We start from the raw sequence: 13,084 nt of genomic DNA on the forward strand, positions 1-13,084 counted from the left end.
GAAACACGCCGTGCTAATCAATAACCTGAATGGATAAATCAAAGGGAGTTATCATAGTTTTTACAAATAATAACAAGGAGTTGAATAAGCCTTACTAAGATATTTATCACTATACAGTTACATTCAATCAGAGATTATTTTCTCCCTAGAATCCTTTGATAGGTTTCATCTATCAAATTAATCCCTACAACCCATTTCAATTAATGATAATAATTCTCAATAATAGCTCTATCGAAACAACACAACGATTGAGTAATTATCATGAAAAAGACACTAACCTTTGCCGCATTACATTTTACTATCGCATTTAGTGTCGCTTACGTACTCACAGGCGACATCTTAATTGGCAGCTTAATTGCCATGATTGAGCCCTCTGTGAATACTGTGGCCTTCTATTTTCATGAAAAGGCTTGGGCTCAAGTTCCAGCGCTTAAAGCTCGTCAGTGGATGACTAAATTAAAAACAGCAAGCTTCGCTACTATCCACTTTAGTGTTGCCTTTACCGTTGTCTACTTATTGACTGGCGATGCCTTTGTTGGTGGTGTGATGGCAACGTTAGAACCCGCTTTGAATACCGTGGCTTACTACTTCCATGAGAAAGTTTGGCTACGAAAAGCAGAAAGCCAAACAACACAGCCACAGTTTTGTTTGCACCAACACGCTTAACCTAGAGAGTTTATTGTTGACATAGTTGCGGCTCGCAATTAAATTATAGTTGTACGTCGCAACCATATTGAGAGGCAACATGACTTCAACACAACTTAGAGAATTATCACGTCAGCTCGTTCGACAGCTTGGAATGCTCGACAAAGATTGTGGTGATATTGCCCTACCTCCGATTCAAGCGCATACGCTTATCGAACTAGAGCAGCAGCCATTAACCGTGAATCAATTAGCGGATAAGCTCAATATTGATAAGTCCAACGCCAGTAGAGCAGTCAATAATCTAGCGAAGAACTCGTTAATCCAAACCTCGCCACACCCCAACGATAAGCGCAGTGTTGTTGCTTCAGTAACAGAGCAAGGGATAAACACTCTTGCCCAGCTTCACAGTCAACAGAATCAGTTTTATGACTCGGTACTTGAGCGTTTAACGGAAGCGGAAACTCAACAAGTTTCGGGGGGAATTAAGCACTACCTTAAAGCTCTGCAACAAAGCCAGGCTTCAAGTGATGTGGTGGTTCGTCCCCTACAACAGCAAGACAACACCGTAGTGGCCAATGTGATTCGCCAAGTCTCTTATGAGAACGGGCTAACCGAAGATAAAGGTTATGGTGTAGCAGATCCCACCTTAGAAGACATGTTTAGCGTTTATAACAATGAAAGATCTCAGTATTGGGTAATTGAACTTGATGGAAAGGTTGTCGGTGGTGGTGGATTTGCACCATTAGCAGGTATGCCAGAAGTCTGTGAACTGCAAAAGATGTACTTCTTGCCAGAAACAAGAGGCAAAGGCTTAGCTAAGAGGTTGGTTAATATGTCGATGGAGAAAGCTAAGGAACTGGGTTATCAACATATGTATCTAGAAACGACCGAATGCCTTAATGCTGCCGTTAAACTTTACGAAAAATTGGGCTTTGAACACCTTGATTCAGCTTGGGGAGAAACAGGCCATGACGCTTGTGAAGTTGTCATGGCCAAAACGCTATAATGTGTTTTTGAAATAGGGTTAGCGTCGGCAGTTCATCAGATGACAAGCAAGTGAGCGAATTGATTCCTTACGTAACGGGCTAATTAAATAACCGCTAACTACGCAAAAAATTACTGACGCAAGATGCTGGGTTCAAGGCGACAAAAGAGCTCTCTTCCTGCCCATCAAGTACCACTTCTAACGAGTATAAATGTTTAGGGTTAGGATTCTCAATATCAAAAATGATCGGAGCCTCAACCTGGAAAACAACACCCGTATGTTCTGCTCGCACATCTATCGGCATCACCAATGTCATACCATTAAACTTGATTGATGCCGATATTAGCCCCGGCTTTAGCGTTTGATAGATAACATCCACTTTGAACTCACAACCACCACCGTAATGCCAGATCTGCTCTGTCACAACTTGCTCAAGCTTGACGTGACGAACGAACTGCAGATATGGCGCTTGCCAGATTCCAATACGAGAATCCGATTTAGCGACAGCCGGTGAAGAGACTGACTCATCCATATCCTCTTCAAGCAACAGGCTCTCCTCTTCTTTAAGGAAAAGGATCTCAAAACGGTTGCGACCAGACTGCATGTAAGGTCGAATATCTTTACGGTATTCGACTTGGCTACCATCACAATCAAACACAGCCACACCATTGAGTCGCACTTCCGCAAAGTAATCAACACCTGCCATTACTAACTCAACAAACGGGCACGCCAACATCGCATCATCCACTTCGATGTCATGCATCAGGTGCCACTCTTGCTCTGCGATTTCACTTTCACTCAAGCTATCAGGAAGCTTTGAACTTAACGGAGCCGGAAAGGTAATGTCATCTTGTGGAATAGAGAGATCCGTTAGTGGCGATATTTGCCAAAGACCATCGAGAGGTAATCGCATAGCATTCCTTGAGATAGATCAATTTTGACCGCATTATAATGAATGAATGCATATAAAGACATTTATTTTTCTGAGGATAAAAAAATGCCAGCTCAAGGCTGGCATTCTTTAAAACTGGGAAGAAATTACTCTTCGTCTTCATCATCTTCGTCTGGGTAGATAGCATCTTCACCTTCGTAGTAAGTGCCCCAACCGTCGTAGATAATGTCAAACTTCTCTGCAAGATTTACAAGCTTCTCAACTTGCTCATCAATCGCTTCTGCATTCAGAGTACACTGCATCGTTGCATCACAACAAAGTAGCTTATTGCCATCTTCGTCTTCTGTCTCTTCAGCTTCAAGCACTTCAAAGCCCATTTTGAATGCTTCAACAACGGCTTTCTCAAGTACTGCGAAATCTTCAGCAAAAAGGTGATGCTCGATATCGTATAGAGCTTCAGGATCGCTACCATCTTCGATTAGTGCTTCAATGATGTCGCGAGTCTCTCCTTTTTGAAATTCAATTAATTCCGCTACTGATAGATATTCATCTTCGTGAGACATGTGTCTGCTCCAGAGTGTTGACTATGAAAAGATCAAATTTGATTGCCACGAAATATGGCATGGATCGCCTAGAAAAGCCACCTAGATCAGGTATAGAAGAGTAAGTTTATCGCTAGATAACAGAGGGGATATCAATTAAAAAGTGAAATCAAAATCACAGAAACAAATTTTCAACATATTATTAACTAACGTGTGTTTTAGCATTTCATTTTTATTGTTACTTTTCGCCTTACTTCTCTAAAACTGAGTGGTTAGTCATATCAAATGCATACTGACGATCACTTCATTGGTGCATAAGATCTCATTTAAAAGTAGATAATTGCATAAATTTTGAATGAAAAATCATGTTCACCAAGCAAAATGGATTATCGAATTACTGAAATTTGAGCATAGAACCGCAAAAAGTTTGTTCTAGCATTGAGTCTTTCAATTGGATTTTAATATTGCTAATTTTTAATTAATTAGCATTAAAAACCAATAGTTGAGAGATAACACAACCTTTACACAATTTTCAAAACTTGCATATTACGAACAAGCTTGTCATAAATAGACGCTGGATTAATAGTAAGGATGCAAAATGAGTAAGCTGTACGTTGGCTCCGAAGTCGGTCAATTAAGACGAGTTCTCCTAAATCGACCTGAAAGGGCACTCACCCACCTCACCCCTTCTAACTGTCATGAGTTACTCTTTGATGATGTACTTGCAGTAGAAGCCGCAGGTGAAGAACACGATGCCTTTGCGACGACACTTCGTAACCAAGACGTTGAAGTGTTATTACTGCATGACCTACTGGTTGAGACACTCGCTGTGGCTCAAGCTCGTGAGTGGCTACTGACTACTCAAATCTCTGATTTCCGTTACGGCCCTACATTCGCACGTGATTTAAGAGAATACCTTGCTCAAATGGACAACGAGCACTTAGCCACGATCCTACTGGGTGGTTTAGCCTACTCTGAACTTCCTATTAAATCTTCTTCAATGCTACCAAAGATGCACCGCCCGCTTGATTTCGTTATTGAGCCGCTACCCAACCATCTATTTACCCGCGATACTTCTTGTTGGGTTTATGGAGGTGTATCTCTTAACCCGATGATGATGCCTGCTCGTCAACGAGAAACGAATCACTTGCGAGCAATTTACCGCTGGCACCCTGTATTCGCAGGCCAAGATTTCATTAAGCACTTCGGTGATGAAGATCTTCACTATGACAACGCGAATATTGAAGGTGGAGATGTACTGGTTATCGGTAAAGGTGCCGTGCTTATCGGTATTTCAGAGCGTACTAAGCCACAAGGTGTTGAAAACCTAGCCGCTAGTTTATTCAAATCTGGTCAAGCTAAAGAAGTGATTGCGATTGATTTACCGAAGCACCGCTCTTGTATGCACCTTGATACGGTAATGACACACATGGATATCGACACATTCTCAGTCTATCCAGAGATCGTTCGTAAAGACCTAGATACTTGGCGCTTAACGCCAAAAGAAAATGGCGAAATGCGAGTAGAGAAAGCTGAAAACTACCTAACAGCGATTGAAGGCGCACTGGATCTCGATCAACTGAAGATCATCACAACCGGTGGTGATAACTACGAAGCTGAACGTGAGCAGTGGAATGACGCTAACAACGTACTGACGGTGAAACCGGGTACGGTTATCGGCTATGAGCGTAATGTTTACACCAATGAAAAATACGACAAAGCAGGTATCGAAGTTCTGACGATTCCGGGCAATGAGCTAGGTCGTGGCCGAGGTGGCGCTCGCTGTATGAGTTGTCCTATCGAAAGAGACGGTATCTAAGCCACAAAACTCAATAAAGCAAACACACTAACTTATCTAGGCCAGTACCATTGTACTGGCCTTTTTTATTAAATTAATAAAATAAATATTCACAAATATAGCATTTTTATGTTTAACTGAGTTCTTCATTGATCCTATATACGCAAGGAGCGAGAGATGGCCTTTAATCTTCGCAATCGTAACTTTCTAAAACTTCTCGACTTTACTCCTAAAGAGATTCAGTTTTTACTCGACCTGTCTGCCGACCTTAAAAAAGCTAAGTATGCAGGTACAGAGCAGAAAAAGCTTAACGGTAAAAACATCGCTTTGATCTTTGAAAAAGCATCCACTCGAACTCGATGTGCTTTTGAGGTAGCTGCTTTTGATCAAGGCGCTCAAGTCTCTTATTTAGGCCCTTCTGGTTCTCAGATTGGTCAGAAAGAATCAATGAAAGATACGGCGCGTGTATTAGGTCGCATGTACGATGGCATTGAATACCGAGGGTTTGGCCAAAGCATTGTCGAAGACCTAGGCGCTTATGCTGGTGTACCGGTTTGGAATGGCTTAACCGATGAGTTCCACCCTACTCAGATCTTGGCTGATTTCCTCACTATGCTTGAGCATGGTCGTGGTAAACATCTGCACCAAATCAGCTTTGCTTACCTTGGTGATGCACGTAATAACATGGGTAACTCTCTGTTAGTGGGTGCCGCGAAAATGGGCATGGATATTCGCCTTGTCGCGCCAAAAGCATTTTGGCCAGAAGAGCACCTTGTCGAAGAGTGCCAAGCTATCGCGCAAAGTACAGGTGCAAAAATCACGCTGACAGAAGACGTTGCCGAAGGTGTGAAAGGCTGTGATTTCCTTTATACCGATGTTTGGGTTTCTATGGGTGAAGCGCCAGAAGCTTGGGACGAACGTGTTGCTGTAATGACACCTTACCAAGTGAATATGGATGTCATTAAGCTCACAGGTAACCCTCAAGTGAAATTCATGCATTGCCTGCCCGCTTTCCACAACAATGAAACCGTGATCGGCCAGCAAGTTGCAGACAAATATGGAATGAACGGCTTAGAAGTCACTGACGAAGTCTTTGAATCGGATTACTCAATTGTATTTGATGAAGCTGAGAATCGCATGCATACCATTAAAGCCGTAATGGTTGCGACTCTGGGCCAATAGCGAATACTGAAAGTAAAAAAAGCTTGATGTAATCGCTTGCGCTCACAAATTGAAAGCGTATAATTCTCGGCAATTTGTCTGAGAGTAGTGAAAATGACGCCAAGCAATGTTGTGATAAAACATAATGATATTGTGAAAACACATAATAAAATTGTGAAAACACCAAATATTGCTCGCAAGCTAGCATGCTTGCCAGGCCGTCTATTCTGCTTTTCAGCACTTTTTTAAAGCCTCCCATTATGGGGGGCTTTTTTATGGCCAATACATTATTGTGGGGAAGAAGATCATGGCGAATTCGCTCTATCAAAAGCACATCATCTCAATTCCAGAGCTTTCTCGTGAAGAGCTAGAATTAATTGTTCAAACTGCAGGTCAGCTAAAGGCTGAACCAAACCCAGAACTCATCAAGAACAAAGTTGTTGCCAGCTGCTTCTTCGAACCTTCAACGCGAACTCGTCTCTCTTTTGAAACGGCTATTCAACGCATCGGTGGTGATGTGATTGGTTTCGACAGTGGTGGTAACACCTCACTGGCGAAGAAAGGCGAAACGCTAGCGGACTCGGTACAGGTTATCTCTTCATACGTTGATGCTTACGTAATGCGTCATCCTCAAGAAGGTGCTGCGCGTCTGGCTTCTGAGTTTTCTAACGGTGTACCGGTTATTAACGCAGGTGACGGCGCAAACCAACACCCAACACAAACGCTATTAGACCTATTCTCTATCGCTGAGACACAAGGCCGCCTAGACAACCTCAACGTTGCATTCGTTGGTGACCTTAAGTACGGCCGTACGGTTCACTCGTTGACTCAAGCGCTAGCGAAGTTCGATAACATCTGTTTCTACTTCGTAGCACCTGAAGCACTGGCGATGCCAGACTACATTTGCGAAGAACTTGATGAAGCGGGTATCAAGTATCAACTGCTGACAGACATGGAAGATGTCATTCCAGAACTTGATGTCTTGTACATGACTCGAGTTCAAAAAGAGCGCTTCGATGAATCGGAATACGCGCATATCAAATCAGCGTACATCCTGACTGCTCCGATGCTGGAAAATGCACGTGATAACCTAAAGGTTCTTCACCCTCTTCCTCGTGTTGATGAAATTACTGTCGATGTCGATAAAACACCTTACGCTTACTACTTCCAGCAAGCAGAGAACGGTGTTTACGCACGTGAAGCACTGCTAGCCCTTGTTCTTAACGAAACGCTGTAGAGGAGAGATATCATGTCTAAAGAGACTCAATTAAAAGTTGAAGCAATCAAGAACGGAACGGTTATCGACCATATCCCAGCCAACATCGGGATCAAGGTACTCAAACTGTTCGACATGCATAACTCAAATCAGCGAGTAACGATTGGCCTAAACCTGCCATCTTCTGCTCTAGGCGGCAAAGACTTACTCAAGATAGAGAATGTGTTTATCACTGAAGAGCAGGCGAGCAAGTTAGCACTTTACGCACCTCACGCAACGGTAAACCAAATCGAAGATTACGAAGTGGTTAAGAAGCTACCACTAGAACTTCCTGAGCAAATCAACGATGTGTTTGAGTGTCCAAACACCAACTGTATTACTCACAATGAGCCCGTAGAAAGCAGCTTTAAGATCTTTGAAAAGAAAGAAGATATTCGATTGAAGTGTAAGTACTGCGAAAAAGTATTCTCTCGTGAGATCGTGACAGAAAGATAACGTCATACGGCAACGCCGATCGAACGCAAAAACTATTCAATACCTCGCCTGTGCGGGGTATTTTGCTCTTTACCTATCCTGAGTTTGAAGGCACACTAAAAATTGCTTTTTATCCAATAACTGACGGAATAACCAATGACTAAAGTACTTCACACAGAATCGGCTCCAGCTGCAATCGGCCCATACGTACAAGGTGTTGACCTTGGCAATATGGTTCTGACTTCTGGTCAAATCCCAGTAAACCCAGCAACTGGTGAAGTATCTGCTGATATCGCAGAGCAAGCTCGCCAATCTCTAGACAACGTTCAAGCAGTTGTTGAAGCTTCTGGCCTGACTGTAAAAGACATCGTAAAATTAACGGTATTCGTTAAAGACCTAAACGACTTCGGCACAGTAAACGAAGTTTACGGTAAGTTCTTTGATGAGCACGGCGTTGCAAATTACCCTGCACGTTCATGTGTTGAAGTAGCTCGTCTACCAAAAGATGTAGGTATCGAGATCGAAGCTATTGCGGTTCGCAAATAGGTTTTTACCTATAGAATAAACGGTTTCTAGTAAACAAGTTGGCATAACGCTGAGCGTTTATCAGATACAAAAAAGGTTGCCCAATTGGCAACCTTTTTTATTGTTCATCATTTCACTTAGATGATTACTTCTTATTAAGCTCAATCACTTCTTTGTCTAACTCTTCAAGCTTAGCAGCCATCTGCTCACGGGCTAAGTTAGCCAGTTGACGAACATTAGACTTATCGTAATCTTCAGTGCTGATTGGTGGTAGCATTTCCACAATCACATGACCATTGTTCCAACGATTCAGCTTCACGCCACCTGTTGAGCTGCACACGATAGGAATAATAGGTAAGCCAGCGCCAATCGCAGCATGGAAAGCACCCGTTTTAAATGGCAACAAACCACGACCACGAGAACGAGTCCCCTCAGGGAACATCCATACTGAAACATCACTCTCTTTTAGACTAGTAACCACTTGATCGATCGTACCTACCGCTTTGCTGCGGTTAGCTCGGTCAATTAGGATATTCCCCGTCAACCAGTACAACTGACCAAAAAGAGGCATCCACGCTAGGCTTTTCTTACCAACAGTCACGACTTTAGGTGTTACCGCTGATGAAATCGTAAATAGATCCCAGCTGTTTTGGTGGTTTGCGACATAAACATGTTGGCCACGAGAGTAAGCATCTTCCGGGATGCGAAGCTCTAACTTCATGCCAAAGATTTTCGACATGCGACCGAAATAACGGCCAAAGGTAAATACGTGTTTCGGGTTACGTGGGCTTAATAGACAATAGCCACAACCAAATACAAACATAAGAATCGCAAATATCGCCACTGCGAAAATACGTAATATTGCTATCATTTTGCTCCTCACAACCGCCAAGTTGATTCATCTATTCACACAAAATAGGCAATAGATTCACTTGCGGTAAATACAACTATAAAAAAGCCGAAACCAAGGTTCCGACTTTTATGTTTTCATCTTACTGATTCATGAATCCACTAACCTAAGTTAGTTCGACTCGCTAAATCGTGTAATGTTTGCGCCTAAAGCTGAAAGTTTATCTTCAATCTTATCGTAGCCACGATCGATGTGATAAATACGGTCAACGATAGTTTCGCCTTGGGCAATACAGCCAGCAATAACTAGACTCGCAGATGCACGAAGATCCGTTGCCATTACTTGAGCGCCGCTTAACTTCTCAGTTTCACCACAGATAGCCGTGTTGCCTTCGATTTCCGCTTTTGCGCCCATTCGCTGTAACTCAGGAATGTGCATAAAGCGGTTTTCAAAGATAGTCTCAGTGATAACACCACTGCCCTTCGCCATCATGTTGAGCAGAGTAAACTGTGCTTGCATGTCGGTTGGGAAACCTGGGTGAGGTGCTGTTACGATTTTCACCGCTTTCAGCTCACGATCTGTCATATCAAGGCTGATCCAGTCTTCGCCCGTTTCAACCTTCGCACCCGCTTCTTCAAGCTTCGCTAATGCAGCTTCAAGAAGATGAGCGTTGGTGTTGCGACAAACCACTTTACCGCCAGAAACAGCAGCAGCAACAAGGAACGTACCCGTTTCGATACGGTCAGCAACCACAGAGTGATGACCACCACCAAGACGCTCAACGCCTTCGATAGTAATCGTATCCGTACCTGCGCCAGAGATCTTAGCACCTAGTTTGTTTAGGAAATCAGCCGTATCAACAATCTCAGGCTCACGCGCTGAGTTATCTAATACAGTTGTACCTTCCGCTAGCGTTGCTGCACACATGATAGTAATGGTGGCACCCACACTTACTTTATCCATCACGATGTGCGCGCCTTTCAAACGGCCGTCAACACTTGCTTTTACATAACCATCTTCCAATTTAATGGTCGCACCTAGTTGCTCTAGGCCATGGATATGTAAATCAACAGGTCGAGCGCCAATTGCACAACCACCAGGAAGTGACACTTGGCCTTCACCAAAACGAGCGACTAGAGGACCTAAAGCCCAGATAGAAGCACGCATTGTTTTTACTAAATCATAAGGCGCACAAAATTCATTAATCTCGCTGCCATCAACATGAACACTACCGTTACGTGATACTTTTGCGCCTAAACGCTTAAGTAGTTCCATCGTAGTATCGATGTCACGTAGGTGAGGAACATTACTCACTTCAACCGGCTCTTCAGCAAGGATTGAGGCGAATAAAATAGGTAGCGCTGCATTTTTTGCGCCTGAGATCGTCACTTCACCGCTTAACGGCTTATCCGATCCAATAACTCGAAACTTTTCCATCATAAACCTTAAAGTGACATCAGTTTCTTATCACGTTCCCACTCTTCTGGCGTGAAAGCCTTAATAGAAAGAGCATGGATGTCATTGCGTTGAATGTATTCCATTAGTGGGCCGTAGATTAGTTGCTGCTTCTTAACTCGATTCATGCCGTCAAAACATGCATCAACCGCAACAACTTCGTAATGACTGCCTTCACCCTTCACGAAAATCTCCTGAAGGTTCAGTGCCGCTGCTAATAATTCTTGTACTTTTGTGCTGTCCACAAATAGCTCCTGCCTAATTTTTTATGTGTTCTGCCATCATTGGCTGGATATTGCTCAATTGGAACAACGTTCGTAATTGTTCTGGCACGAAACTGAGCATTATATGACAGTTTTGATTTTTTGCATGCTCTAATAAGTGAATTAGCATCACCATTCCTGCTGAATCGACTCGATTTATATGGCTAAGGTCAATTTCAACGCTCGATTCCGTCGTTTGCCACTTTTCCAATATACGCCAGATTGCAGGGACGCTGTCTCGGTCTATGTCACCGAGCAACTGACACTCTTTAGAGCTTAGTGCTTGCCATTGAGAGTGGCTCATTATTTATTACTCTCAAAACGAATCGGTTGTGCTGCAAGTTTCTCTAATTCATCAGCAACTTGTAAAATGCCTTCTTGACGAATTTTAGTATTCCACTCTGATTGCTTGCTCGATAATAGGCTAATACCTTCAGCAACCATATCAAACGCCTTCCACTCGCCCGACTTCTTGTCTTTGCGTAGCTTAAATTCAAGCTTAATGTTTGGTCGCGGCGTATCTATGATACTAACCTTAATACTGGTAATACGGCTATCTGCTTTGATTTTTGGCTCAGGACCAAATTCAATCGTCTGATCCGAGTACTGAGTCAGTACTTGAGCATAAGAAGATACAAGGTATTTACGGAACGCATCGATAAACACACCCACGTCTTTTCTATCCGCGCCTTTCAAGTTTGGACCTAGCAGTTTAAGAGCCGCATATTGAGCATTAACATAGGGCATCAACTCTTCTTCCACAATGACCTTCAATAACTCAGGATCTTGCTGGATATTCTCTTGCTCACTCTTCAAACGATCAAACGCCACTTCTGCAACTTGCGTCATCATCTGATAAGGCTGAGTGCGATCAATCGATTCTGCAGCAAATGCTGGAGTAGAAATAAGCAACGCCATTGCCGCCATAAACATTGATTTCAAGTAACCGATAGCTTTTAAATGACTAATATCTTTTAAATGACTAATAGTTTTCAACATCATCTTACTCCTTAGCTTCGCTGTCATCAGAGCCACCAACGCTATACAGCACTTGGCCAATCAAATCTTCTAGTACTAATGCTGACTTGGTGTCTTCAATAGAATCACCATCAACCAACATCTCTTCATCATCAAAAATGAAGCCAGGAACCAGACTGATGTACTGCTCACCGATTAAGCCAGACGTTAAGATTTGAGCACTAGAGGTATCTGGAAATTGTGAGTACTTCGCATCAATAGATAATTCAACGACAGGAAGGTAACTCTCGGTATCAAGCTCAATACTTTTAACTCGACCGACAACGACGCCACCCACCTTCACTGGAGAGCGAACTTTTAGGCTACCAATGTTGTCAAAGGTCGCTTTTAGATTGTAAGTATGGTTCGAACCTAAGCCTTTTACGTCAGCGACTTGAAAGATCATGATTAAGATTGCGCAAATTCCGACAATAACAAAGGTGCCGACCCATAATTCTAATTTTCGAGTTTGTTGCATGATTAATTCCCAAACATCAATGCGGTAAGAACAAAATCTAGCCCTAATACCGCTAGAGAAGAGTGCACTACAGTGCGTGTGGTTGCCTGACTAATACCTTCTGAGGTCGGTACCGCATCATAACCATTAAAAAGTGCGATCCAAGTTACTGTGATAGCAAAGACCATACATTTGATCGTGCTGTTACCAATATCTCGACCTAGCTCAACGGAAGACTGCATCGCAGACCAGAAACTGCCGTGGTCAATGCCTTTCCAATCGACACCAACCAACTGAGCCCCCCAAATCCCGACCGCCATAAAGATCATCGCGAGCAGTGGCATTGAGATAAGCCCGGCCCAAAGGCGTGGCGCAATAATGCGTTTGAGAGGATCGACGGCCATCATTTCAAGGCTAGAGATCTGTTCGGTTGCTTTCATTAAGCCGATCTCAGCCGTTAATGCTGAACCTGCGCGGCCTGCAAACAATAACGCAGTCACCACTGGGCCCAACTCACGTAACAGTGAAAGCGCGACCATTTGACCAAGGTTACCTTCAGCACCGTAGTCGATTAACACGACATAGCCTTGCAGGCTGAGCACCATACCAATAAACAAACCCGAAACTAAAATGATAGCTAATGACTGAACACCAACGCTATAAAGTTGTTTAACGAATAAAGGGAAATTCTTTAGTCTCGGGATGCCAAACAAAGCCCCAAATAACATCAGGCTTGCTCGACCAAATGACTCACAGATCGCAAGTGTTCGCTTACCGACACCCGCAATAGCTTTAACAATCATA

The 13,084-nt window shown here is 43.2% G+C and carries 16 protein-coding genes; 7 read left to right on the forward strand and 9 right to left on the reverse strand.

Annotated elements, in window-relative coordinates:
* Window positions 1-261: 261 nt before the first annotated feature.
* A complete protein-coding gene (locus tag M4S28_RS15625; protein ID WP_009847723.1) occupies window positions 262-666 on the forward strand; it encodes a DUF2061 domain-containing protein in 405 nt (134 codons plus the stop codon).
* A gap of 79 nt (window positions 667-745) precedes the next feature.
* Window positions 746-1,651: a bifunctional helix-turn-helix transcriptional regulator/GNAT family N-acetyltransferase gene (locus M4S28_RS15630; protein WP_249632075.1), complete on the forward strand. Its 906-nt coding sequence runs from the start codon at window positions 746-748 to the stop codon at window positions 1,649-1,651.
* 94 nt (window positions 1,652-1,745) lie between these two features.
* Here the strand turns inward: M4S28_RS15630 and M4S28_RS15635 are convergent, their stop codons facing one another.
* Entirely contained in the window at window positions 1,746-2,543 is a 798-nt protein-coding gene (locus tag M4S28_RS15635) for a glycosyl hydrolase 2 galactose-binding domain-containing protein (RefSeq protein ID WP_249632076.1), read from the reverse strand.
* Between the two features lie 125 nt (window positions 2,544-2,668).
* Window positions 2,669-3,085 carry a ribonuclease E inhibitor RraB gene (gene rraB, locus M4S28_RS15640; protein WP_004735324.1) on the reverse strand — a complete coding sequence of 139 codons (417 nt, stop codon included), beginning with the start codon at window positions 3,083-3,085 and terminating at the stop codon, window positions 2,669-2,671.
* A gap of 577 nt (window positions 3,086-3,662) precedes the next feature.
* Here rraB and arcA point away from each other — a divergent pair.
* From arcA to M4S28_RS15665, 5 genes are all read left to right on the forward strand, one after another.
* Window positions 3,663-4,883 (forward strand): arginine deiminase, encoded by a 1,221-nt coding sequence (arcA, locus tag M4S28_RS15645; protein WP_004735323.1) that lies wholly within the window; start codon window positions 3,663-3,665, stop codon window positions 4,881-4,883.
* 156 nt (window positions 4,884-5,039) lie between these two features.
* Window positions 5,040-6,044 carry an ornithine carbamoyltransferase gene (locus tag M4S28_RS15650; RefSeq protein WP_004735322.1) on the forward strand — a complete coding sequence of 335 codons (1,005 nt, stop codon included), beginning with the start codon at window positions 5,040-5,042 and terminating at the stop codon, window positions 6,042-6,044.
* A gap of 286 nt (window positions 6,045-6,330) precedes the next feature.
* Entirely contained in the window at window positions 6,331-7,260 is a 930-nt protein-coding gene (pyrB, locus tag M4S28_RS15655; protein WP_004735321.1) for an aspartate carbamoyltransferase, read from the forward strand.
* A 12-nt stretch (window positions 7,261-7,272) separates the two neighbouring features.
* Window positions 7,273-7,734: an aspartate carbamoyltransferase regulatory subunit gene (pyrI, locus tag M4S28_RS15660; protein ID WP_004735320.1), complete on the forward strand. Its 462-nt coding sequence runs from the start codon at window positions 7,273-7,275 to the stop codon at window positions 7,732-7,734.
* 135 nt (window positions 7,735-7,869) lie between these two features.
* Complete coding sequence (locus tag M4S28_RS15665) at window positions 7,870-8,259, forward strand: RidA family protein (protein WP_004735319.1); 390 nt, start codon at window positions 7,870-7,872, stop codon at window positions 8,257-8,259.
* Between the two features lie 124 nt (window positions 8,260-8,383).
* On the opposite strand, the gene M4S28_RS15670 is transcribed toward M4S28_RS15665, so the two are convergent.
* From M4S28_RS15670 to mlaE, 7 genes are all read right to left on the reverse strand, one after another.
* Window positions 8,384-9,109, reverse strand: coding sequence for a 1-acylglycerol-3-phosphate O-acyltransferase (locus tag M4S28_RS15670; protein ID WP_029222177.1), 726 nt, complete (start codon window positions 9,107-9,109; stop codon window positions 8,384-8,386).
* Between the two features lie 150 nt (window positions 9,110-9,259).
* Entirely contained in the window at window positions 9,260-10,525 is a 1,266-nt protein-coding gene (gene murA / locus M4S28_RS15675; RefSeq protein ID WP_004735317.1) for a UDP-N-acetylglucosamine 1-carboxyvinyltransferase, read from the reverse strand.
* Window positions 10,526-10,533: 8 nt separating this feature from the next.
* Window positions 10,534-10,788, reverse strand: coding sequence for a BolA family iron metabolism protein IbaG (ibaG, locus tag M4S28_RS15680; RefSeq protein ID WP_004735316.1), 255 nt, complete (start codon window positions 10,786-10,788; stop codon window positions 10,534-10,536).
* A gap of 13 nt (window positions 10,789-10,801) precedes the next feature.
* On the reverse strand, window positions 10,802-11,110 hold the full coding sequence (locus M4S28_RS15685) for an STAS domain-containing protein (RefSeq protein ID WP_249632077.1): 309 nt from the start codon (window positions 11,108-11,110) through the stop codon (window positions 10,802-10,804).
* Window positions 11,110-11,739, reverse strand: coding sequence for an MlaC/ttg2D family ABC transporter substrate-binding protein (locus M4S28_RS15690; RefSeq protein WP_133149479.1), 630 nt, complete (start codon window positions 11,737-11,739; stop codon window positions 11,110-11,112). Before M4S28_RS15690 ends, M4S28_RS15685 begins: the two co-directional genes overlap by 1 nt.
* 70 nt (window positions 11,740-11,809) lie before the next feature.
* A complete protein-coding gene (mlaD, locus tag M4S28_RS15695) occupies window positions 11,810-12,301 on the reverse strand; it encodes an outer membrane lipid asymmetry maintenance protein MlaD (RefSeq protein ID WP_017078788.1) in 492 nt (163 codons plus the stop codon).
* Window positions 12,302-12,303: 2 nt separating this feature from the next.
* On the reverse strand, window positions 12,304-13,083 hold the full coding sequence (gene mlaE, locus M4S28_RS15700; RefSeq protein WP_004735312.1) for a lipid asymmetry maintenance ABC transporter permease subunit MlaE: 780 nt from the start codon (window positions 13,081-13,083) through the stop codon (window positions 12,304-12,306).
* Between the last annotated feature and the right edge of the window lies 1 nt (window position 13,084).

It is taken from the genome of Vibrio sp. J383 (assembly GCF_023503985.1).
Lineage (GTDB): Bacteria > Pseudomonadota > Gammaproteobacteria > Enterobacterales > Vibrionaceae > Vibrio > Vibrio splendidus.